General features: G+C 68.2%; 22 protein-coding genes. 15 read left to right on the top strand and 7 right to left on the bottom strand.

The window, feature by feature from the left end; translation table 11 throughout:
• Both AB0F51_RS39150 and AB0F51_RS39145 read right to left on the bottom strand, forming a co-directional pair.
• Window positions 1-182 (bottom strand): transposase (locus AB0F51_RS39150; protein WP_360288851.1); only part of this gene is annotated, 182 nt, incomplete at its 3' end.
• 125 nt (window positions 183-307) lie between these two features.
• Window positions 308-1,096: a phosphotransferase gene (locus AB0F51_RS39145; RefSeq protein ID WP_360288849.1), complete on the bottom strand. Its 789-nt coding sequence runs from the start codon at window positions 1,094-1,096 to the stop codon at window positions 308-310.
• Window positions 1,097-1,386: 290 nt separating this feature from the next.
• On the opposite strand from AB0F51_RS39145, the gene AB0F51_RS39140 reads away from it, so the two are divergent.
• From AB0F51_RS39140 to xylB, 6 genes are all read left to right on the top strand, one after another.
• Window positions 1,387-2,703, top strand: coding sequence for a sugar ABC transporter substrate-binding protein (locus tag AB0F51_RS39140; RefSeq protein WP_360288847.1), 1,317 nt, complete (start codon window positions 1,387-1,389; stop codon window positions 2,701-2,703).
• 7 nt (window positions 2,704-2,710) lie between these two features.
• Window positions 2,711-3,661, top strand: coding sequence for a sugar ABC transporter permease (locus AB0F51_RS39135; RefSeq protein ID WP_360288845.1), 951 nt, complete (start codon window positions 2,711-2,713; stop codon window positions 3,659-3,661).
• The gene (locus AB0F51_RS39130; protein ID WP_360288843.1) at window positions 3,658-4,503 is read left to right on the top strand and encodes a carbohydrate ABC transporter permease; all 846 of its coding nucleotides are present in this window, start codon (window positions 3,658-3,660) and stop codon (window positions 4,501-4,503) included. Before AB0F51_RS39135 ends, AB0F51_RS39130 begins: the two co-directional genes overlap by 4 nt.
• Complete coding sequence (locus AB0F51_RS39125; RefSeq protein ID WP_360288841.1) at window positions 4,500-5,978, top strand: mannitol dehydrogenase family protein; 1,479 nt, start codon at window positions 4,500-4,502, stop codon at window positions 5,976-5,978. Before AB0F51_RS39130 ends, AB0F51_RS39125 begins: the two co-directional genes overlap by 4 nt.
• 81 nt (window positions 5,979-6,059) lie before the next feature.
• Window positions 6,060-7,049 (top strand): sugar-binding domain-containing protein, encoded by a 990-nt coding sequence (locus tag AB0F51_RS39120; protein ID WP_360288839.1) that lies wholly within the window; start codon window positions 6,060-6,062, stop codon window positions 7,047-7,049.
• On the top strand, window positions 7,042-8,457 hold the full coding sequence (xylB, locus tag AB0F51_RS39115; protein ID WP_360288837.1) for a xylulokinase: 1,416 nt from the start codon (window positions 7,042-7,044) through the stop codon (window positions 8,455-8,457). Before AB0F51_RS39120 ends, xylB begins: the two co-directional genes overlap by 8 nt.
• Here xylB and AB0F51_RS39110 read toward each other — a convergent pair.
• Both AB0F51_RS39110 and AB0F51_RS39105 read right to left on the bottom strand, forming a co-directional pair.
• A complete protein-coding gene (locus tag AB0F51_RS39110) occupies window positions 8,454-9,740 on the bottom strand; it encodes a HAMP domain-containing sensor histidine kinase (RefSeq protein ID WP_360288835.1) in 1,287 nt (428 codons plus the stop codon). The two genes, xylB and AB0F51_RS39110, sit on opposite strands and share 4 nt — an antisense overlap.
• Window positions 9,737-10,429, bottom strand: coding sequence for a response regulator transcription factor (locus AB0F51_RS39105; protein WP_360288833.1), 693 nt, complete (start codon window positions 10,427-10,429; stop codon window positions 9,737-9,739). The genes AB0F51_RS39110 and AB0F51_RS39105 overlap by 4 nt, the downstream gene beginning before the upstream one ends.
• A 128-nt stretch (window positions 10,430-10,557) precedes the next feature.
• Between AB0F51_RS39105 and AB0F51_RS39100 the strand changes: the two genes are divergently transcribed.
• Genes AB0F51_RS39100 through AB0F51_RS39080 form a run of 5 tightly spaced genes read left to right on the top strand, consistent with a single transcriptional unit; the run spans window position 10,558 to window position 14,708 of the window.
• A complete protein-coding gene (locus AB0F51_RS39100) occupies window positions 10,558-10,881 on the top strand; it encodes a hypothetical protein (RefSeq protein ID WP_360288831.1) in 324 nt (107 codons plus the stop codon).
• On the top strand, window positions 10,878-11,867 hold the full coding sequence (locus tag AB0F51_RS39095) for a MoxR family ATPase (protein ID WP_360288830.1): 990 nt from the start codon (window positions 10,878-10,880) through the stop codon (window positions 11,865-11,867). Before AB0F51_RS39100 ends, AB0F51_RS39095 begins: the two co-directional genes overlap by 4 nt.
• A complete protein-coding gene (locus AB0F51_RS39090; protein ID WP_360288828.1) occupies window positions 11,864-12,802 on the top strand; it encodes a DUF58 domain-containing protein in 939 nt (312 codons plus the stop codon). The genes AB0F51_RS39095 and AB0F51_RS39090 overlap by 4 nt, the downstream gene beginning before the upstream one ends.
• A complete protein-coding gene (locus tag AB0F51_RS39085) occupies window positions 12,799-13,746 on the top strand; it encodes a VWA domain-containing protein (protein ID WP_360288826.1) in 948 nt (315 codons plus the stop codon). Before AB0F51_RS39090 ends, AB0F51_RS39085 begins: the two co-directional genes overlap by 4 nt.
• 20 nt (window positions 13,747-13,766) lie before the next feature.
• Entirely contained in the window at window positions 13,767-14,708 is a 942-nt protein-coding gene (locus AB0F51_RS39080; RefSeq protein WP_360288824.1) for a trypsin-like peptidase domain-containing protein, read from the top strand.
• An 8-nt stretch (window positions 14,709-14,716) separates the two neighbouring features.
• On the opposite strand, the gene AB0F51_RS39075 is transcribed toward AB0F51_RS39080, so the two are convergent.
• A complete protein-coding gene (locus tag AB0F51_RS39075; protein ID WP_360288822.1) occupies window positions 14,717-15,214 on the bottom strand; it encodes a hypothetical protein in 498 nt (165 codons plus the stop codon).
• Between the two features lie 25 nt (window positions 15,215-15,239).
• Here AB0F51_RS39075 and AB0F51_RS39070 point away from each other — a divergent pair, with 25 nt between their 5' ends.
• On the top strand, window positions 15,240-15,467 hold the full coding sequence (locus AB0F51_RS39070) for a hypothetical protein (protein ID WP_360288820.1): 228 nt from the start codon (window positions 15,240-15,242) through the stop codon (window positions 15,465-15,467).
• Between the two features lie 104 nt (window positions 15,468-15,571).
• Here AB0F51_RS39070 and AB0F51_RS39065 read toward each other — a convergent pair whose 3' ends face one another.
• Together AB0F51_RS39065 and AB0F51_RS39060 are read right to left on the bottom strand one after the other, a co-directional pair.
• On the bottom strand, window positions 15,572-15,937 hold the full coding sequence (locus AB0F51_RS39065; RefSeq protein WP_360288818.1) for a hypothetical protein: 366 nt from the start codon (window positions 15,935-15,937) through the stop codon (window positions 15,572-15,574).
• On the bottom strand, window positions 15,934-16,683 hold the full coding sequence (locus AB0F51_RS39060) for a TSUP family transporter (protein WP_360288816.1): 750 nt from the start codon (window positions 16,681-16,683) through the stop codon (window positions 15,934-15,936). The genes AB0F51_RS39065 and AB0F51_RS39060 overlap by 4 nt, the downstream gene beginning before the upstream one ends.
• Before the next feature lie 84 nt (window positions 16,684-16,767).
• On the opposite strand from AB0F51_RS39060, the gene AB0F51_RS39055 reads away from it, so the two are divergent.
• The 3 genes from AB0F51_RS39055 to pepN all read left to right on the top strand — a co-directional run bounded on the left by AB0F51_RS39055 (window position 16,768) and on the right by pepN (window position 21,269).
• Window positions 16,768-17,655 carry a LysR family transcriptional regulator gene (locus tag AB0F51_RS39055; protein WP_360288814.1) on the top strand — a complete coding sequence of 296 codons (888 nt, stop codon included), beginning with the start codon at window positions 16,768-16,770 and terminating at the stop codon, window positions 17,653-17,655.
• 671 nt (window positions 17,656-18,326) lie between these two features.
• Window positions 18,327-18,794: a YkvA family protein gene (locus tag AB0F51_RS39050; RefSeq protein ID WP_360288812.1), complete on the top strand. Its 468-nt coding sequence runs from the start codon at window positions 18,327-18,329 to the stop codon at window positions 18,792-18,794.
• Between the two features lie 9 nt (window positions 18,795-18,803).
• Entirely contained in the window at window positions 18,804-21,269 is a 2,466-nt protein-coding gene (gene pepN / locus AB0F51_RS39045; RefSeq protein WP_360288810.1) for an aminopeptidase N, read from the top strand.
• The last annotated feature ends 33 nt before the right edge of the window (window positions 21,270-21,302 follow it).

Here is a 21,302-nt window from a genome sequence, read left to right as displayed (position 1 = left end):
GTTGGAGGACTCGCCCCGCCCGGCTCCAACTGCCCGGCCTTGTCCAGCAGCACCCACCGCGACAACAACTGCGGCCCCACCCCGATCTCCCGAGCAACCTGAGCAATCGGCCGATCCGACTCGATCACCAACCGAGCCGCCTCCCGACGAAACTCCGGCGTGTACTTCCTCGCCTTACCCATAACGACATCCTTCCCACGAGATCAACATCTCGCCAGACAAGGTGTCCACCCAACGGGGGCAAGCCCAGAGCGGCCGGAGCGGGCGAGCGACGGAGGAGCGAGCGGGCGGAGGGCGCGTGGGGGAATCAGTCGGCCAGGCACTTCAGTAGTACGTCGTGGTGGGTGGTGAACCAGTGGTTGGTTCGGGTGGTGAGGGTGGATTCGCCGGTGGTCCAGCGTTGGTGGAACCAGGGGTGGCCGGATTCGGCTCCTCGGCGGACGTAGTCCATGCACCAGATGTGGTTGGCGGCTGCCGCGTCTACGAGTCGGACGCGGTCGGCGTTGGTCAGGCCGTAGGCGTCGGCGAAGCGGCGGAGGCGCGTTAGGGCGTGGCCTTGGCGGGGGTCGTGGATGTCGGCGTCGGGGCGGAGGGGGGCCCACAGGCGGGCCGCGGCTGCGACGTCCCACAAGGCTGAGCCGGGACCGGCCAGGTCGAAGTCGATGAGGGCTACTGCCAGGCCGTCGCGGAAGACGATGTTGTCGAGGTTCGGGTCGTTGTGGCCGACCAGGCCTTCGTCGTACTCCGGTGGTACGGGTTCGGCCCAGGTGTATCCGACTGGGTCGAAGCCGGCGACTGCCTCGTGGTACCGGCGCAGCAGGTGGGCCACGCTCTCCAGAGCCACGTCGGTCATCGACCAGGCCGGGTACGGCGCTGTGACGGTCTCGCCCGGCACGTAGGTCAGCACCTCGCGACCCTGGTCGTCGACACCGAGGAAGGCGGGCGCGGCGTCGAAGCCGACTCCGTGGAGGTGGTCGAGCAGGGCGTGGACGGCAGGGCTGCTCGCCCGCAGCGGGCGGCGTACGGTCTGGCCGACTCGCACCACCAGCCCACGGTTGGCGGTGCCGCCGAGCAGGCGGGTCTCGACCTCAGGCATCACGGCTCAGTCTGGCGGCTGGACCGCATTCCGGCTAGGCCGCCCGACAAGCCGCCACCCAACCGGCGAGCAGTCGCTCAAACGAACCAGCAAAACCTGCAAGCATGCCGCTCATATGAGCATCACTGTGCTCGACTGTTGCGCGAGCTCTTGACACCGACCCAAGCCTCCCGGTTCACTCAATAATGAGCAGGGAGCTGCTCATCTGAGCGGGACCGCCGATCGCGAAGGAGCAGCCTGTGCTGGACAAGCGCAAACGGAGCGGGGGTTTGGTCGTCGCACTCCTTCTGGTGAGTGGAGTGAGCGGCTGCGCGGGCTGGGGTGGTGGCGCGGGAGGTGGTGGCGCCGACAGCATCAACGTGCTGATGGTGAACAACCCGCAGATGGTCGACCTGCAGAAGCTGACCGCCGACAACTTCACCAAGCAGACCGGGATCAAGGTCAACTACACCGTCCTGCCCGAGAACGACGTGCGCGACAAGATCAGCCAGGAGTTCTCCAGCCAGGCCGGCCAGTACGACGTCGCCTCGCTGAGCAACTTCGAGATCCCGATCTACGCCAAGAGCAAGTGGATCGCCCCGCTCACCGAGTACATCGCCCAGGACCAGACATTCGACCAGGACGACGTACTGAAGCCGATGACCGAGTCGATGTCCGGCGAGGACGGCAAGGTGTACGGCGAACCGTTCTACGGCGAGTCATCGTTCCTGATGTACCGCAAGGATGTCCTGCAGGCCAAGGGAATCGAGATGCCGGCCAAGCCGACCTGGCAGCAGGTCGCCGACATCGCCGCGAAGGTGGACAACGCCCAGCCCGGTATGCGCGGTATCTGCCTGCGCGGCCAGCCCGGTTGGGGACAACTCTTCGCCCCACTGACCACGGTCGTGAACACGTTCGGCGGCACCTGGTTCACCGAGGACTGGCAGGCGAAGGTCAACTCACCGGAGTTCACCGAAGCGACCAAGTTCTACGTCGATCTGGTCCGCAACCACGGTGAGCTCGGCGCACCCCAGGCCGGCTTCACCGAATGCCTCAACAACCTTGTCCAGGGCAACGTTGCGATGTGGTACGACGCGACGTCGGCCGCCGGTTCGCTCGAAGCACCGAACTCACCCGTGAAAGGAAAGATGGGCTACGCCCCGGCCCCGGTCGTGAAGACCGACAGCTCCGGCTGGCTGTACGCCTGGTCGTGGAGCATCCAGGAAGCAAGCAAGAAGAAGGACAACGCCTGGAAGTTCATCTCCTGGGCGTCGAGCAAGCAGTACGAGGAGCTCGTCGGCAAGGAGCTCGGCTGGTCCCGCGTCCCGGCCGGCAAACGCGCCTCGACGTACGAGAACCCGGCGTACCGCAAGGAGGCGGCGGCCTTCGCGGATCCGACCAAGCAAGCGATCGAGACCGCCGACCCGCGCAACCCCGGCGTGCAGCCGCGGCCGGCGATCGGGATCCAGTTCGTCGACATCCCCGAGTTCCCCGACCTCGGTACCCAGGTCAGCCAGGACGTCAGCTCGGCGATCGCCGGCCGGATGAGCGTCGACGAAGCACTGAAACGCGGCCAGGAACTCGCCGACGACGTGGCCGAGCGCTATCGCGCCAGAGAAGCGAAGTGAGGCTGACATGACTGTCGAAGCCGAAGTCCGACCGGGCCGTCATGCGGCCAAGCCGCCCAGCAACAACAGCACCCTGATGCGCCGTACCGGTGACTGGGCCCGGCGGGCGCCGTTGCTGCCGGCGCTGGTGTTCATGATCATCGTCACCCAGCTGCCGTTCGTGGTCACGATCATCACGTCGTTCATGGACTGGAACGCCTACTACCCCGACGAGCGCGGGTTCGCCGGGATCGACAACTTCCGCCGGGTGCTGACCGATGCGAACACCCGCCAGGCAATCCTGGTGACCATCCTGCTGACGGCGGCGGTCGTCCTGATCAGCCTGCTGCTCGGCCTGGGCATCGCGCTGTTGCTCGACCGCAGGTTCCGCGGTCGTGGCGCGGTCCGGACGATGATGATCACGCCGTTCCTCGTCGTACCGGTCGCGGCGGCTCTGCTCTGGAAGCACGCGCTCTACAACCCGGAGTACGGGCTCTTCAACGGTGTGCTGACCTGGATCTTCGGGGACAACGCTCCGCAACCGGACTGGATCAGCAACCAGCCGTTGTGGTCGGTGATCTTCGCGCTGGTCTGGCAATGGACGCCGTTCATGATGCTGATCCTGCTGGCCGGGCTGCAGAGCCGTCCGCTCGACGTGATCGAGGCCGCGGGCATCGACGGCGCGGGCCAGTGGGACATCTTCCGCTACATGACGTTGCCGCACCTGCGTCAGTACCTCGAACTGAGCGCGCTGCTCGGCTCGATCTACGTCGTCCAGAACTTCGACGCCGTCTTCACCATTACCTCCGGCGGCCTCGGTACGGCGAACCTGCCGTACTCGATCTACCAGACCTTCTACACCGCCCACGACTACGGCCGGGCCTCGGCCGCGGGCGTCATCGTGGTGATCGGCACGATCCTGATCGCCACCTTCGCGCTCCGTTCCGTGTCCACCCTGTTCAAGGAGGAGGGCCGATGAGCCACGTGACGATCGTGACCGGCAAGCGGAAGAACCGCGGCGGCGGGATGGCGTTGAGCGCGCTGGCCTGGATCGTCGGAGTGCTGTTCGTGCTCCCGGTGCTGTGGATGGCGCTGACGTCCTTCCACGCCGAGCCCGACGCCGCGCAGAACCCGCCGGCCATCGCGGCGCCGCTGACCCTCGACGGCTACCGCTCGTTCTTCGACACCGGCCCTTGGCCGTCGATCGCGAACTCGCTGACCGCGAGCATCCTGTCCACGCTCCTGGTCATTCTGCTGGCCTTCCCGGCGGCGTACGCGCTGTCGATCAAGCCGGTGAAGAAGTGGACCGACGTGCTGTTCTTCTTCCTCTCCACGAAGATGCTGCCGGTGGTCGCGGGCCTGCTGCCGATCTACCTGTTCGCGCAGGTCACCGGGCTGCTGGACAACATCTGGCTGCTGATCGTGCTCTACACCTCGATGAACCTGCCGATCGCGGTCTGGATGCTGCGCAGCTTCCTGGCCGAAGTACCGGTCGAGATCCTCGAGGCGGCGTCGGTCGACGGCGCCGGCCTGGTCCGCACGCTGCGCTCGGTGGTCGCTCCGGTGGTGACGCCGGGCATCGCGTCGGCGGCCCTGATCTGCTTCATCTTCAGCTGGAACGAGCTCCTGTTCGCCCGCGTGCTCACGGGCACGGTGGCTCAGACCGCGCCGGTGTTCCTGACGGGTTTCGTCACCAGCCAGGGCCTGTTCCTCGCGAAGGTCTGCGCGGCGTCCCTGGTCGTGTCGCTGCCCGTCCTGATCGCCGGCTTCGCGGCACAGGACAAGCTCGTCCAGGGTCTGTCGCTCGGGGCGGTCAAATGAGATTGCACAAGCTCAACTCGGCCAGCGTGGCATCCCTCGGCGAGCAGGTCGGCGTACCGGCTTATGACCGTACTGCGGTCCGCCCCGGCATCGTGCACTTCGGAGTGGGCGGGTTCCACCGTGCGCATCAGGCGATGTACCTGGACCGGCTGATGAACGAGGGCAAGGCACTCGACTGGGGCATCTGTGGAGTCGGCGTCCTGCCCCAGGACCGGGGGATGGCCGACGTGATGGCGGCGCAGGACTGCCTGTACACGTTGGTGGTCAAGTACCCGGACGGGACGCTGGAGCCGCGGGTGATCGGCTCGATCGTCGACTACCTGTTCGCGCCGGACGACCCGGAGGTGGTGCTGACCCGGATGGTCGATCCCGACACCCGGATCGTCTCGCTGACGATCACCGAGGGCGGGTACCACGTGAACCAGGTGACCGGTGAGCTGGATGCTTCCGATCCCGGCCTGGCCGCGGACCTGGAGCCGGGCGCGCTGCCGGGGAGCGCGTTCGGCTTCATCATCGAGGCGCTGGCCCGGCGCCGGGCGGCCGGGGCGCCGCCGTTCACGGTGATGTCCTGCGACAACATCCCGGGCAACGGGCATGTGGCCCGCAAGATGCTGACCGCGTTCGCCCGGCTGAAGGACGCTGACCTGGCCGACTGGATCGAGCGCGAGGTGCGCTTCCCGAACTGCATGGTCGACCGGATCACGCCGGTCACCGCCGACGAGGACAAGGCCGCGCTGGCCGAGCGATTCGGCATCGAGGACGGCTGGCCGGTCGTCTGCGAGCCGTTCACCCAGTGGGTGCTCGAGGACGACTTCGGCGCCGGCAGGCCGCAGTACGAGGATGTCGGGGTGCAGTTGGTGGACGACGTCGAGCCGTACGAGTTGATGAAGTTGCGGCTGCTCAACGCGAGCCACCAAGCCCTTTGCTACTTGGGATATCTGGCCGGCTACCGCTATGCGCACGAGGTGTGCCAGGACAAGCTGTTCGTCGACTTCCTGCTCGGCTACATGGACACCGAAGGTACGCCGACCCTGCCGCCGGTACCGGGTGTCGACCTGGACCGCTACAAGCACCAACTCATCGAGCGGTTCGCCAACCCCGAAGTGCGCGACACGCTCGCGCGACTCTGCGCGGAGAGCTCGGACCGGATCCCGAAATGGCTGCTGCCCGTCGTCCGCGAACAGCTCGCCGCCGGCCGAGGGATCGAGCACGCCGCGCTCGTCGTCGCCTCCTGGGCGCGGTACGCCGAGGGCGTGGACGAGCAGGGCGAGCCGATCGTGGTGGTGGACCGGTTGCGGGACAAACTGGTCGAGCGAGCCCAGCACAACCGGGAGGACCCGCTGCTCTTCGTGTCCGACCGGGACCTGTTCGGTGACCTCGTGGAGGACGAGCGATTCGTGCGCGCCTACACGTCCGCGCTGGCCTCACTGCACGAGCACGGCGCCCGGGCCACGCTGGAGGCGCGGGCGGGCTGACCACCGGCTGGAACCACTCGCGGCAAGCAGCCTTAACCGGTTACGGTGCCGGAGAAACACGGGAGAAGGATTGGTGGCGGGGTGACGGTGAACAGCCGGGGACAGCTGCTCGGGGATGGCGATGACGACGACGAGCTGCTGGCCGAGGTCGCCCGCCGCTACTACCTGGACAACACCTCCAAGGTCGACATCGCCAAGCAGCTCGACCTGAGCCGGTTCAAGGTCGCCCGGCTGCTCGAGGACGCCCGCAGCCGGGGCATCGTCCAGATCCAGATCAAGAACCCGAGCCCGATCGACCGCAGCCTGTCCGAGCAGCTCGCGCACGTCCTCGACCTGCCGCGCTGCGTAGTCGCCCACACCTCCGGCTCGCCCGAGCAGGTCCGCGACCAGGTGGCTGAGGCTGCTGCCCGGACGCTCGCACCGCTGGTACGCGACGGTGATCTGCTCGGTCTGACCTGGAGCCGGGCCGTCGACGCGATGGTCGACCACCTCGACGCACTGCCCGCCTGCACGGTGATCCAGATGGCCGGCTCACTGCACTCACCCGCGGGCGGCGGCAGCACGATGGACCTCGCCCGCCGAGCCGCGGCCCTGGCAGGCGGTACTGCGCACGCCGTCCACGCGCCGCTGGTGGTGGACGACGTCGCTGCCGTCGCCGCTCTGCGCAGGCAGCCCGGCATCGCCGACACCCTGGCACTTGCCGACGGCCTCGACATCTCGGTCGTTGCCATCGGCGCCTGGCGGGCCGGCTGCTCGACGGTCTGGGACGCGGTCTCGGAGGAGATCCGCGCGCAAGGCCAGGCCGGTGGCGCAATCGCCGAGGTCAGTGGGCATCTGCTGGATCCGGACGGCAGACTGGTCCAGTCACCGTTGGAGCAGATGATCATCGCGGTCTCGGTCGACCAGCTCCGCCGCCCGGCGGAACGGGTCGCATTGGCCGCGGGCAGCCATCGCGCCCCGGCGGTGATCGCCGCGGTCCGGGCCGGTCTGGTCAGCACCCTGGTGACGACGACCGACCTCGCCCGCGAAGTACTGCGGCATGTTTCAACCGAGAGGGATATGGATGAGTGACCCGAGACTGGTTGCCGGGGTGGACTGCTCGACCCAGGCAACCAAGGTCGTCGTGTGCGACGCGAACACCGGCGAGGTACTGCGGGAAGGCCGTGCCCCGCATCCTGACGCCACCCAGGTCGACCCGGCCGAGTGGTGGAAGGCCTGGCAGATCGCGTCCGACGGGCTGCTCGACGGGGTCGCGGCTCTGTCCGTCGCCGGCCAGCAGCACGGGATGGTTCTCCTGGACGGCGCTGGTGAGGTCGTTCACCCGGCAGTGCTGTGGAACGACACCAGCTCCGCCGCGGCTACGACCGAGCTGGTCTCCGAGCTTGGCGGTCCCGAAGCCTGGGCTGCCGCCACCGGCTCTGTGCCCGTGCCGAGTTTCACGGTGACCAAGCTGCGCTGGGTTCGCGGCGCTGCTCCCGATGCGGCCGCTCGTGCCGAGGCGGTGGCGTTGCCGCACGACTGGCTGACCCACCAGCTCGCGGCGGACCGGTCCGGCATCGCCGACCTGACCACGGATCGGGGTGACGCGTCCGGTACTGGGTGGTGGTCGCCGACGACCAACGACTACCGGCCCGACCTGGTCGAGCTCGCCTTCGGTCGCTCGTTGCAGCTGCCGCGCGTAGCCGGGCCTTCAGAGGTTGTTGGCCAGACTGCATCCGGAATCGCGCTTGCTGCGGGCACAGGCGACAACATGGGTGCAGCACTCGGCCTTGACCTCCAGCCGGGGGATGTCGCGGTCTCATTGGGGACCAGCGGTACTGCGTTCGCCAGGGCCGTCGCCCCGACAACCGATCCGAGCGGCTTCGTCGCCGGCTTCGCGGACGCGACCGGCGGCTACTTGCCCTTGGTCTGCACGCTGAACGCGGCTCGGGTGCTCTCGGCAACGGCTCAACTGCTCGGCATGGACCTCGCCGAGCTGGACGAAGCCGCTCTCACTTCACCTGGCAGCGCAGGCCTGGTCATGCTGCCCTACCTGGACGGCGAGCGGACTCCCGACCTGCCGCACTCGACCGGCCTCATCTACGGACTCACCCGTACTACGGCCCAGCCCGCCACGATGGCTCGGGCCGCGGTGGAAGGCATGCTGTGCGGCCTGGCCGACGCAGTCGACGCCCTGCGAGTCCAGGGTGTGCCGGTCAACCGGGTCTTGCTGCTTGGCGGTGCTGCGCGCTCCCGCGCAGTACAGGCTCTTGCACCGGCTCTGCTGGGTGCACCGGTGGTCTTGCCTGAGCCGGCCGAGTACGTCGCTCTCGGCGCGGCCCGCCAAGCAGCGTGGGCCGTCTCGGGTGCCGTCCCGACCTGGGAAGTCGCCATGAGCAAGCCCGAGTCACCGGTGCTCACGGACGAGGACGCCGCCCAAATCCGCGCCCGCTACGCCGCAGTCCTGTCCGGCACCCGCCCCCTGCTGGCCCAGCGCTAGGGTCGCGCCCCCAGGGGGTCCTCGGGTGGCGGGGTGGGGGAGCGGCGGGTGGTGTTGGTGAGGGAGCGTTCGGGGAGCCAGAGGATGAAGGTCGAGCCGACGCCGACTTCGGAGTGCAGGGCGACCGTGCCGCCGTGGGACTCGGCGATCTGGCGGACGATGGCCAGCCCGAGGCCGGCCCGGCGTTGACCCGTCGACGGGCCGTTGGACGGACTGTTCAGCGGGACCGTCGCGGGTGGCTGGCGCTGGCCGGAGCGGAAGAACCGGTCGAAGACGCGATCGGTGTCCTCGACGGCAATGCCCGGCCCTTCGTCCCGTACGGCGATCCACGCCCAGCCGCTGCGACTCCCGACCGCCAGGACGAGCTCGCTGCCGCCTCGGGCCAGCCGGACGGCGTTGGACAGCAGGTTGTCGACCGCCCGGCGAAGCGCCTGGGCGTCTCCCGCTGCGATCGGGCCGGGCGACAGACGTCGTACCAGGCGAAGCTCTCGGTCGGCGGCCAGGAGCGCGTACTCCTCGGCGGCCTCGCCCGCGATCGCGGCCAGGTCCACATCGGCGTCCACGAAGGCAGGTGACGACCGCCGGGCCGAAGCGAGCAGGTCCTCCACCAGCCGGGTCATCCGCTGGATCGCGCGCGAAACGATCGCTGTCGCCTGGGCCCGGTCCTCCGACGAAGTGTCGTCGTGCGCCAGTACTGCGTCCACATTGGCCTGGATCACCGCCAACGGGTTGCGCAGCTCGTGCGACGCGTCGTCGACGAGTTGGCGTTGCGCCACGAACGCTGACTCCAGCCGTTCGAGCATGTCGTCCACCGTGTCGGCGAGGTTGCGCAGTTCGTCGCGCGGACCGTCGAGCGCGATCCGGCGGGACAGGTCGGTCGCGGAGATGTCCTGCGCCGTCGCGGTGATCCGGCGTACCGGGCGGAGCGCGCGGCCGGACAACCACCAGCCGGTACCGAGGCTGAGGATCAGCAGCCCGCCCATCCCTGCCGCCGAATAGGTCTTCAGCGTTTCCAGCGTCTTGTAGTTGACCGCGGACTGGATGCTGGCCAGGTCCGCGGCCTGGAAGGTCTGGCCTGGCTTGGGTTTGTAGTTGCCGTGCTCGTCGGTGTAGACCTTCTTGACCGTGATCGGGTCGAGCGGCTGCGGGTCGAGGTAGGCCGACAGCGCGAAGTACAGGCTGCCGAGCACGAGGGCCGACAGACCGATCAGGACCGCGGAATAGGCCAGCGTCAGGCGGAACCGGATGGTCTGGGTCCACGGCGGCAGGTTCAGCCGGTTCACGTCTCACCTCGGAGCCGGTAGCCGCGCCCGATCACCGTTTCCAGCAAGGGCTCCTCGCCTTCCACGGTGAGCTTGCGACGCAGGGTGCCGACCGTCACGCGGACGCTCTGGGTGAACGGATCGGCGTTCTCGTCCCAGACGTGTTCGAGCAGTTCCTCGGCCGAGACGACATGGCCGGGCCGCGACATGAGATAGCGCAGTACGCCGAACTCCTTCAGGGTCAGCGGAAGCTCGCGGCCGGCCCTGGTCGCCTGGTGGCGGGAGCTGTCCAGGACGAGCTCCCCAACGTGCAATTGGGTGGTCCCGTTGGTCACGTCACGGCGGAGCAGCGCGCGAATCCTGGCCAGCAGTTCGACCAGCGCGAACGGCTTGGTCAAGTAGTCGTCCGCGCCCTGGTCGAGGCCGCGCACCCGATCGGCGAGGGAGGCCCGGGCGGTCAGCATCAGCACCCGCAGCTCACGCCCGGAGGCCACTTCGATCTCGCCGCGGCGGACCGCGCGGCACAGGTCGAGGCCGCTCGTGTCGGGCAACGTGATGTCGAGAATCGCCAGATCGTACGGCGTGGTCGCTAGCTTCTCGACCGCCTCGGCACCGGTCAGCGCGGTGTCCACTGCATAGCCGGCCCGGCCGAGTCCCGAGCGCAGCGCGCTGACCAGACCTTCCTCGTCTTCCACCACCAGTAGTCGCACGAGTCAAAGGTAGCCGTGTCCCGCGCCGGGCACGGGGTGCTCTTTCGGTGAGCTTTCGCTCTGCTTTCCGGTCGTTTTCGGGGCCGCCTGATGATCTGGGCCCATCATCCGATCTCGAAGGAGTCAGCATGAATCTCCCCGGCAAGCGCCTCCTGCTCGGTACTGCGGTCGCCGCCGCCGCGTTGGGCGTGGGCGGTTTCGCGTACGCCGCCGGCAACGACCCGTCCCCCGACCAGGGCTACGTGACGGTGGAAGAGGGGCCGGCCACGGCCGGCAACACCTCTGGCACCGAGACCGGACCAGGCACCGGCACTGCGCCGAACGGCACGGGCGCGGCGCGCGATGGAAAGGACTGCCCGGACAAGGGCGGCGCCGGCCAGGGTGGCGGCACCGAAGGCGCCCAGCCGAGCCAGCCGGAGCAGAGCCAGACCAACCCGCAGAGCAACGCATGACCGCAGTACTCGAGCGTGCTCTCTTCGAGGTGAAGCGGGTCGTTGTCGCGCAGGACCAATTGGTGGAGCGGATGCTGGTGGGCCTGCTGGCTCGCGGCCACTGCCTGCTGGAAGGGGTGCCGGGCGTCGCCAAGACGCTGGCCGTCCGGACCCTCGCGGAGGTGATCGGCGGGCGGTTCGCGCGGTTGCAGTTCACCCCCGACCTGGTGCCGGGCGACATCGTCGGCACCCGGATCTGGCGGCCGTCGGCGGAAGGGTTCGACACCGAGCTCGGCCCGATTTTCGCCAACCTCGTGCTCGCCGACGAGATCAACCGCGCGCCCGCCAAGGTGCAGTCGGCGTTGCTGGAGGCAATGGCCGAGAACCAGGTCAGCATCGGGGGCGTCAGCTACCCGCTGCCCGAGCCGTTCCTCGTGCTCGCCACCCAGAACCCGATCGAATCCGAGGGCGTCTACGCGTTGCCCGAGGCTCAGCGCGACCGGTTCCTGCTCAAGATCACCGTCGACTACCCGACGCCGCTGGAGGAGCTCACCATCCTGCAGCGGATGAGCTCACACCGCCCGCACGCCAACGCGGTGCTGACGCCCGCCATGGTGAGTGAGTTGCAGGAGGCAACGGAAGACGTCTTCGTCCACAACGCGGTGGCGGAGTACGTCGTCCGGCTGGTGCACGCGACGCGAGCGCCGCAGCAGTACGGGATCGACGATCTCGGCGGCGTACTGGAGTTCGGCGTGAGCCCGCGGGCCACGCTCGGTCTGGTCGCGGCTGGTCGTGCGCTCGCGTTGCTGCGGGGCAGGGATTATGTGTTGCCCGTCGATGTGTACGACGTGGCGCATGACGTGATGGCGCACCGGCTCGTGCTGGCCTTCGATGCGCTTGCCGACGGCATCGATCCGCGGGCGGTCGTTTCCCGAGTGCTGCACGCTGTCGAGCAGCCGCACGTCGTACCGGCCGATCAGGCGCAGCAGCAGGGGTCCGCGGCATGACAGGTCCTGACCTGCTGGCCGGGCGGGAGCGGGCGCTCCGCTCGCTGGAACTCTCGGTGAAACGAAAGCTGGAAGGCTTTCTGCACGGCGAGATCACTGGCTTGCGGAGCGGCCCGGGCAGCGAGCCGAACGAGGCGCGGCCGTACCAGGCGGGTCAGGACGACGTCCGCCGGATGGACTGGAACGTCACGGCCCGCTCCCTCGAACCACACGTCCGGGCACCCCTGGCCGAACGCGAACTCGAAACCTGGGCGCTGCTCGACGCATCCGCCAGCATGGACTTCGGTACTGCGCTGTCGGAGAAGCGCGACCTGGCCGTCGCCATCGTCGGCGCGGTCGGCCTGCTCTCCAACCGCCCCGGCAACCGCCTCGGCGTAAGAGTTGCCCTAGGCAATGAGATTCACCACCTCCCCGCCGCCGGCACCCCACCAGCCCTCCGCCGCACCCTCCGCACGCTGCTCTCATTGCCCAGAGCAACCCCAGGCGAACACCCGCAAACCGACCTAGCCCAAGCAATAACCCGGCTAAACCGAGAACACCCCCGCCCCGGCCTCCGACTAGTCGTCTCCGACTTCCACACCGAAGGGTGGGAGGTTCCGCTCCGACGGCTTGGTGCTCGGCACGAGGTGATTGCTGTCGAGGTTCTTGATCCCCGGGAGCTCGAGTTGCCCGAGGTTGGGTTGCTCACTTTGGTGGATCCCGAGACTGGGCGGCGGCGCGAAGTACAGACCAGTAAACGCAGGTTGCGGGAGCGGTATGCGGCGGTGATGCGGGAGCACCGAGAGGAGACCGCGCAAGCGATCCGCGCCGCCGGTGCGGCTCATCTCGTACTGCGAACCGACACCGACTGGGTGCGCGACGTCGCCGCCTTCGCCACCGCCCGCAAACGCGCCAACACCCGACGCACCCCCCGAGGGAGGACCGGTATCCGATGAAGTTCGAGCAACCGCTGTGGCTCTGGCTGCTGCTGATCGTCCCGGCGCTGGTCGTGGCGTATCTCATCGCACAACGCCGCCGCAGCAAGTACGCCGTACGGTTCGCCACTTTGCCGATGCTGGAGAAGGTCGCGCCGACCCGGCCGGGCTGGCGCCGGCACGCACCCGCGTTCGCCTTCCTCGCGGCGCTGACCGTGCTCACGATCGCGATCGCCCGGCCGGTCGCCGACGTCCGGGTGCCGCGCGAACGCGCCACCGTCGTGGTCGCGATGGACATCTCCAACTCGATGGCCGCGACCGACGTCGAACCCAACCGGTTCGAGGTCGCCAAGAGCGCCGCGACCGAGTTCGTCAACAGCCTGCCCGAGCAGTTCAACGTCGGCCTGGTCTCCTTCGCCCGTACTGCGAACGTCGTCGCACCGCCGAGCACCAACCACCAGGCCACCGTCGACGCGATCAACCGGCTGACGCTGACCGACAGCACCGCGATCGGCGAGGCCGTACTGACCAGCCTGACCGCAGTGCAGAACCTGGACGCCGACGCGGCCAACGACCCACCACCGGCCCGGATCGTCCTGCTCTCCGACGGTGGCAACACCGCGGGCCGCCCGATCGACGAAGCAGCGGAAGCCGCCGTCCAGGCCGGCGTACCGGTGTCGACGATCGCGTACGGAACACCGCAAGGCACCGTCGACATCGAAGGCCGGTCGATCCCGGTCCCCGCCGACACCGAGTCCCTGCGCGGACTCGCCGACGCGACCTCCGGTTCGTTCTACTCCGCGGAGAGCGACGAGGAACTGCGCTCCGTCTACTCCGATCTCCAGTCGTCGATCGGCTGGACCACCGAGGAACGCGAGATCACCAACCTGGTGGCAGGAATCGCCCTGGCCGTCGCACTGCTGGCCGGCCTGGCGTCCCTGCTCTGGTTCTCGCGACTGCCTTAACAGTTCTTTTGGAGCCTCTCGTGAGCCCTCATCTCGGTCATCCCTTCCGTGGCCCGCACTACCAGCCTGGCCCGCCTCCGCCGACCTCGCCCGCCCCCACCGGCCCGCCCAGCGGCGCCCCCTTCACCGTCACCCCGGCCTCCGCAGCGCCGGCTCCCCCCTCTCCGGCCGCGGCACCTCCGGCCGGGGTGACGGCTCCACCGCCAGTACGCCGTACCGGCCGGGTACTCGCCACTGGTATCGCACTGTCCGTGCTGGCCGGCGGTTTGGCTGGCGCGGTGACCGGCAACTGGGGTGACTCGCCGGCTGCGGGCGCTCCGGTCGAATTGCCTCAGGCAAATGCTCCGTCGACCGGAGCTCAGCAGGGCTCGATCGCGGCTGCCGCGGCCAGTGTGTTGCCGGGCGTGGTCTCGGTCCGGGCCGGTCGGGCGACCGGTTCAGGATTCGCCATCGACCAGCAGGGGCACGTAGTGACCAACGCACATGTGGTCGAAGGAGCAAGCGATGTGTCACTGGTCCTGTCCAACGGGCGACGCGTGGACGCGAACATCATCGGGGTCGACGCGAACAACGACCTGGCGGTGCTCCAGGTCACCGGCACCGTCGAGGGACTGCGCGCGCTCACGCTCGGCCGGTCCTCGCAGCTCCACGTGGGCGACCCGGTCCTGGCGGTCGGCTCACCACTCGGCCTGGAAGGAACGGTGACGGCCGGCATCGTCAGTGCGGTCGACCGGCAAGCCCGCTTCGGCGACAACGGCAACCGTCAGTCGGCGATCCAGACCGACGCGGCGATCAACCCGGGCAACTCGGGCGGCCCACTGGTGAACGCGGCCGGCCAGGTGGTCGGCGTCAACACCGCCATCGCCACCATGGGCACGAGTTCGCGCTCCGGCAACATCGGCATCGGTTTCGCCATCCCGGTCGACCGCATGACCACCATCGTCAAGGGCCTGATCGACTGACCCCGGTACTACGTGACCTTCACCCCGATCGAGGGGGAGATCACCGTCTCGTGCGGAACACTCGACGCCAGTACGGCTCGGAACGCGCCGTTCGCCGTACTGGTGAACGGGATCGAAGCGATGCCTCCGGCAACGGTCTTGGCCGAGCCGAGAGTGATCCAGCGCGTCGTACCGGCGGCCCGTCGTTGCAGGTAGACGGTGACACCGCGCGGAGCAGCCGACCAGGTGTTGAGCCGGTGGGCATCTTGGACAACGACCTTCGCCTTACCGCGTGCGCCGTACGGGAGGGTCGGGGCAGAGACGGCGGCCCGCCGGGCGGCGTACACGGAGGCGCTGACGTAGTAGCTGCCGATGTGGCCGGTGTTGTCGCTCAGCAGGAAGTTGAAGGACTTCAGGCCGGCAACTCGAGGTGTCAGCGATGCCGGGACGCGCAGGGACGGCGTCGGGTTCGTGCACCAGTGCCCGACCGGTACTTCGTCCCTCGGGTCGAAATCGTAGAGGACCACCCTGCAGTCGGTCAGCCGGCGGCCGGTGGGTGCGACGGCGCCGATCGAGACCAACGCCCTGCGGCCGACCACGAGCCGGGGCGCCCTGACGCTGTACCAGAATGACCGCCACCTCGCCCAGCTCGTGGCTGCTGCCGGGCGTGGGGCTCAGGACCTTCACCGACAGCTCGCTGTCGGCCGCGGTCGCGGGAAGTGCGCCGAGGGTCGGCGCGAGGCCGACAGCTGCCAGCAGTACCGGTACGACGAGTCGTAGGGACGAACGCAAGAGGACCTCCGCTGCAGTCGGGGCCGGGGCGCCTCGTCGTCCGTCCATCGACCGGCGGTGGCGACCGTTACGGCTTTTGCAGCAACCTGCAATCAGTGCGGTTCGGGTAGCAGGCTGGAGATCGGTGCCGGGTCCAGGTTTTCGCCGTCTTGGTGGCGGAGCAGCCAGTCGTCGAGGTCGGCTGCGGCTTCTTCGGGGTTGTTGTGCCACCAGGTTTGGTGGTCAGCGGCTTGGCGGCCTGTTGCTTGATGACCTGTTGCTTGGTGGTCTGTTGCTTGGTGGCTGGTGAAGGTGTGGACGGTGGCCGCGTAGCGTTCCGCGGCTCGCAGTACTTCGTTTGCTCTGGCCAGCAGTTCGTCGGGTTCGCCGTCGATGCGGACAGCCGCTCTCGCCGCTTCCGAGAGTTGGCATGCTTCCCAGGCGATCGCCAAGCGGGCCAGGGATTCCTCGGGGATCATGAGTTCACCGCGAAGTAGACGACGGTCATCGCGGCCGCCGAGCCGACCACGATCGCCCGCAGTACAGGAGTCGGGAGTTTGCGCGCGATCGTGGCACCGCCGTACCCGCCGAGGATCGCGCCGCCGAGCATCAGACCGAGCTTGGCCGACTCGGTGAGGACGTCCGAGGCGAGCAGGAAGACGACCGCCGCAGTGAGATAGATGGCCGCCATCTGGGCCATCCGCAAAGGGTTGACCCGGCCGGGATCGATGCTCGCGGCAACACTCCAGAACGCGACCATCATCAGCCCGGACGCGCCACCGAAGTACCCGCCGTAGATGGACAGCAGCAACTGCCCGGCCATGATGACCGGCCGGCCGGCGACCGTGGTCCGCAGTGCACTGGCGATCCGGCGACCAAAGGCCAGGACGAAGGTGGCGAAGGCAAGCAACCACGGCACGACCGCGTCGAAGGAGTTCGAGGGAAGGGCGAGGAGGAGTGCTGCGCCGACGGCTCCTCCGACCACGCTGGTTGCGGTGAGCACGCGGATCGACGTACTGGGGAGTGGTTCGAGGTCGCGGCGGTAGACCCAGAGGCTGGCCAGCCCGCCGGGCAGCAGAGCAACGGTGGTCGCGGCGTTGGCGGTGACCGCGGTGACCCCGACGGCAACCAGTGCGGGGAACGCGACAAAGCTGCCGCCACCGCCGACCGAGTTCAGCGCGCCGGCCGCGATACCGGCGAGCAAGACGATCAGCAGCGCGGTCACCCGTCGAGCATCGGCCAGCCGGCGTAAGGAGCACAATGCGTTTTTGCCGCAGTCTGCCTATGGCTGAGGCGTAGGCTGAGTGTCATGCGCTACGACCTGGATGACCTGCGGTTGTTCGTCTACGTGGTCGACCAGGGCTCGATCACGGCCGGCGCTGCTCAGCTGCACCTGAGTCTGCCTTCGGCGAGCGCACGGGTCAGAGCGCTCGAGGCACAAGCCGCCGTACCGCTGCTGATTCGCGAACGCAGGGGAGTGCGACCAACCCCAGCCGGTACGACGCTAGCTCGGCATGCGCGCGAAGTACTGGCTGAGACTGCTCGCCTCGATAGTGCGGTCGCCAGCTACACGGCGGCTCGGTCGCGGCCGTTGGTGCTGGTCTCTGGAGGATCGGCGATGCATCGAGTGGTGCCGGCTGCGTTGGCGTCGTTCCTGCGCGAATACCCGGAACACGACGTGACTGTGTCCGAGCAGCGCACACCCCGCTCCCTCCGCCTACTCGCCGAGGGCAAGGCCGACCTCGGCATCGTGCTCGACGACGACGAAACGCTCGCCTCGAACCTGCACACCGAACCGTTGTCCGACGACTCCCTGGTCGTCATCGGCCAAGCCGGTGGGGTCCTCAGCGGCCGCCAGACAATGGCGTACGCCGAAGTCGCCGAGCACCCGATGATCGGCCTCGACCTCGACTCGACCCTCCGCGGCTGGATGGACAAACGCCTTGGTCCACACGCCCCCGCACCCCGCTACCGAACCTTGGTGCCAACCCTCCACACTTTGATAACCCTCGCCACAGCCGGCGTCGGCCTGGCCATCACACCCCTGCGCTCAGTCCACCAAACCCCAACCTTGGACATCTGCCGCCTCACAGACCCCTGGGCAACCCGAGCCCACCTCCTTTGCTACGCCCCCTCCCAACCGACGCCACCCACCACAGCCCTGGCCCACCGCATCCGCCTCGCCGCCAACAGTTGATCCCACGCCCGCGCCTCGTTCGCTCCTCCGTCGCTCACACGGCGCTGGCTCCCACCCGCCCCTGGGCGCTCCTGCGTCGCGCGAAGGCCGAGAGTAGGCACCCGCGTTGGCGAGGCCGAGCATCTCGCCAGCTGGCAACGCGTTGCGCTGCCACAATCCGCGGAGTCGGCCGCCGCAGCAACCAGCCTTGGAAGTCACCTGCGGGAACGCTCAGCGGGTCCGACTTTTGTGCCGAGCGACAGGAGGTAGTCCCAGATTCCTGCCCACAGGCTTGCTGATTGAGCGTGCGGCTGGCGCCGAGAGCCGACTACCTCCTGTCGGTCGGGACATCCAAGCTGGCCGAAAGACCGGAGGTGAGCGCACCCCGGATCGTCAGCTGGCAAGACGCTCGATCTGACCAAGATGGGGTGCCTACTTCTGCTTCCCGCGCGACGAAGGAGCGCCTAGGGCGGGCGGGAGCCAGCGCCAAAGCGAGCGACGGAGGAGCGAGCGTGGGCGCAGGCGTGGGATCTGCACGTGCTGGCCAGACGCTCGGCCTAGCAAAAGGCGGGTGCCAACTCTCGCCTCCGCGCGACGCAGGAGCGTAAGCACAGGGCGGGCGGGAGCCAGCGCCAGAGCGAGCGACGGAGGAGTGAGCGTCGGCGCAGGCGTGGGGGAACTACAGTTGACGGATGGTGGTATTCGGTGGGCTGCTCGCAGTAATCGGCTTGGCGACTCTGGTCTTCAGAGACGCCGACGTCGTCGGGATCCCGGCTGCGGGTGTAGGTGTCACGCTGCTAGTGCTCGGAGCGGTGGCTGCCGGGGTTGGATTCCTCAGGCGGGCGGCGCGGAAGCGCAAAGCCGCGCGTGGTGAGCCAGTGCCGGTCGGGGATGTGTTCGAGCGAGCCGCCGCCCTACCCCGCCTGTTAAAAGCCGCCAAAGCCGAGGGCTACGCAGGTCTCCCCGGAAGCCGGAAAGCCTTGTGGGCATTGGCATTGGTCTACTTGATCTCGCCGATCGACATCCTCCCTGAGTTTCTGCCGGTCATCGGCGTGACCGACGACGCCGGCGTGGCCGTGTGGTTGTTGACGAGCGTCTCGACGGCCACCGGTCTGTATCTGCGGCATGAGCGAGAGCGGCGTGGTCTGCCGCCCGGTTAGGGTCAAACTATGCCTGCTCTCATCGTGGAAGAAGCCCGTACCCGGGCCGCTGCCGTCGATGTCCGCTCCTACGCGATCGCCTTCGATCTGACGCTGGGCGACGAGGTCTTCGGAGCGGTGAGCACGATCCGGTTCGCGGCCTCGGCCGACCGGACGTTCGTGGACGTCAAGCCGCAGGAGCTCACGACAGTCACGCTCAACGGCACCAGCGTCGACCCGGCCGGCCTCGACGACGGACGGCTGTGGCTCGACGGGCTCCGAACAGGGGACGGGCTCGAAGCCGAGAACGAGCTCGTCGTCGAGGCGGTCATGAAGTACTCCGCCGACGGTGAGGGCCTGCAACGGACGGTCGATGCGGGCGACGGCCTGGTCTACCTCTACGGGATGTCGTCACTGGAATCCGCACCTCGGTACTTCGCCTGTTTCGACCAGCCCGATCTCAAAGCGCCGTACACGATGACGGTGACGTGTCCCGACGAGTGGATTGTGCTCGGCAACGGACCGGCCAGCAAGACCGGCCCCGGGCAGTGGAGCATCGCCGAGACCAAACCGCTTTCCACGTACTTCGTCACGCTGGTGGCCGGCCCCTATCACCTGATCCGCGCGGAGCACGACGGGATCCCGCTGGGACTCGCTTGCCGGCAAAGCCTGAAGGAGCATCTGGAGCGCGACAAGGACGACCTGTTCACCGTCACCGCGCAGGCCTTCGACGAGTACCACCGGCTGTTCGGCTACCGGTACCCGTTCGGCGAGTACCACCAGGTGTTCGTTCCGGACTTCAACCTCGGTGCGATGGAGAACCCGGGTTGCGTGACGTTCGCCGACAGCATGGTGTTCCGGTCGACGGTGACCGACGCGGAGCGTAGTACGCGGGCTCGTGTCGTGGTGCACGAGATGGCGCACATGTGGTTCGGTGACACGGTCACGATGAAGTGGTGGAACGACCTCTGGCTGAACGAGTCGTTCGCGGAGTACATGGCCCATCGCGTCTCGCATGACGCCACCGATCACCAGGGTCACTGGACTGATTTCGCCTTCGTCCGCAAGTGGTGGGGGATGCAGGCCGACCAGCGGTCGTCGACGCATCCAGTCGCGGCCGACGCGATCAAGGACGCCCGCGCGTCGCTGGACGACTTCGACGGAATCTCTTATGCCAAAGGCGCCGCGGTGCTCAAGCAGCTCGCGGCCTACCTCGGTGACGAGGTGTTCCTGAAGGGGGTCAACGCGCACATCGACGCGCACGAGTTCGGCAACGCGGATCTGTACGAGTTCATCGGCAAGCTCACCGAGGCCGGTGCCCAGGAGTTGCCGAACTGGTCCGAGCAGTGGTTGCGGACGGCGGGGATGGACACCATCAGCGCCGAGCGCACCGAGACCGGGCTCCGGCTGCACCGCAAGACGCCCGCGGACCGTCCTGCCGACCGGCCGCACAAGCTGACAGTCGCCGGGTACGACGAAAGCGGGCGCGGCACGTCCGTTCCTGTACTGCTCGACCAGGACGTGGTGGACGTGGACTTCGACTCCACCCTGGCGGTGATCGTGCCGGACGCAGCCGACGACACCTGGGCCAAGATCCGCCTCGACGCGACCAGCCTGGCGAACCTGCCCGCAGTACTGCCGAAGCTCGCTGACGGCACCACGCGGGCGGTGATCTGGAACAGCATCCGCGACGCGACGGCAGACGCCGAGCTCGACCCGCGGCAGGCACTGGCGATCCTGCTCGAAGCGCTGCCGTACGAGGACAGCGACATCGCCGTTGGCTCCCTCCTGCGCTGGCTGGACGACCGTTTGCTGACTACGTACCTCTCGCAGGAGCCGTACCGCGGTCAGGTGGCTGCAGCCCTCACTGCAAGGCTCGCGCAGACTCCGCCCGGCAGCAGCCTCCAGTTGGCCATCACACGCGGAGTCATCTCCACTACTGACGACGCCAAGTTGCTGCAGGCCTGGCTGGACGGCAGTGACGTCCCTGACGGCCTGCAGGTGGATACAGACCTCCGGTGGTCGCTCGTACTACGCCTGGTCCGGCTGGGCGTCTACGGCAAGGCTGAGGTGGAGGCCGAGCTTGCCAAGGACCGGTCGACCGAGGGTGTCACTCAGGCGGCGCGATGCCTGGCTGCCAGCGCCGACGGCAAGGAAGCCGCCTGGCAACGAATCATGACCGATGCCACGATCGGGGTGAACGAATTGTTCGCCACCTGCGAGGGGTTCTGGCATCCCGCTCAGGCCGAACTGACCGCGCCGTACGTCGAGCGGTACTTCGCGGAGATCGCGCGGACCGGCGAGATCCGGTCGGGCATGGCCGTCGCCATGACGGTGAGCCGGATCTTCCCCAGGTACGCGGTGGACGAGCGGGTGATCGAGCTCGCCGAGACGCTGATCGCCGACGACACGGTCGCTCCGAGCATCCGCCGGATGAGCGCCGACCAGACCGACGACCTCCGCCGGGCGATCGCCGTACGCCGAACCTTCGGCTGACCGCACGGTCTCGCGGTTGTCGGTGGGGGCGCT

The organism is Kribbella sp. NPDC023855 (genome assembly GCF_040639475.1).
Lineage (GTDB): Bacteria > Actinomycetota > Actinomycetes > Propionibacteriales > Kribbellaceae > Kribbella.
The sequence above is the reverse complement of the archived record's forward strand: the minus strand, read 5'-3'. Positions and strand labels throughout refer to the sequence as shown.

What these genes read in the sequence shown, in the direction of transcription:
- AB0F51_RS39065 (WP_360288818.1), bottom strand. Translation starts at nt 15,937, where the DNA reads ATGATCCCCGAGGAATCCCTGGCCCGCTTGGCGATCGCCTGGGAAGCA.
- AB0F51_RS39135 (WP_360288845.1), top strand. Translation starts at nt 2,711, where the DNA reads ATGACTGTCGAAGCCGAAGTCCGACCGGGCCGTCATGCGGCCAAGCCG.
- AB0F51_RS39085 (WP_360288826.1), top strand. Translation starts at nt 12,799, where the DNA reads ATGAAGTTCGAGCAACCGCTGTGGCTCTGGCTGCTGCTGATCGTCCCG.
- pepN (WP_360288810.1), top strand. Translation starts at nt 18,804, where the DNA reads ATGCCTGCTCTCATCGTGGAAGAAGCCCGTACCCGGGCCGCTGCCGTC.
- AB0F51_RS39050 (WP_360288812.1), top strand. Translation starts at nt 18,327, where the DNA reads ATGGTGGTATTCGGTGGGCTGCTCGCAGTAATCGGCTTGGCGACTCTG.
- AB0F51_RS39145 (WP_360288849.1), bottom strand. Translation starts at nt 1,096, where the DNA reads ATGCCTGAGGTCGAGACCCGCCTGCTCGGCGGCACCGCCAACCGTGGG.
- AB0F51_RS39095 (WP_360288830.1), top strand. Translation starts at nt 10,878, where the DNA reads ATGACCGCAGTACTCGAGCGTGCTCTCTTCGAGGTGAAGCGGGTCGTT.
- AB0F51_RS39130 (WP_360288843.1), top strand. Translation starts at nt 3,658, where the DNA reads ATGAGCCACGTGACGATCGTGACCGGCAAGCGGAAGAACCGCGGCGGC.
- xylB (WP_360288837.1), top strand. Translation starts at nt 7,042, where the DNA reads ATGAGTGACCCGAGACTGGTTGCCGGGGTGGACTGCTCGACCCAGGCA.
- AB0F51_RS39100 (WP_360288831.1), top strand. Translation starts at nt 10,558, where the DNA reads ATGAATCTCCCCGGCAAGCGCCTCCTGCTCGGTACTGCGGTCGCCGCC.
- AB0F51_RS39125 (WP_360288841.1), top strand. Translation starts at nt 4,500, where the DNA reads ATGAGATTGCACAAGCTCAACTCGGCCAGCGTGGCATCCCTCGGCGAG.
- AB0F51_RS39090 (WP_360288828.1), top strand. Translation starts at nt 11,864, where the DNA reads ATGACAGGTCCTGACCTGCTGGCCGGGCGGGAGCGGGCGCTCCGCTCG.
- AB0F51_RS39055 (WP_360288814.1), top strand. Translation starts at nt 16,768, where the DNA reads ATGCGCTACGACCTGGATGACCTGCGGTTGTTCGTCTACGTGGTCGAC.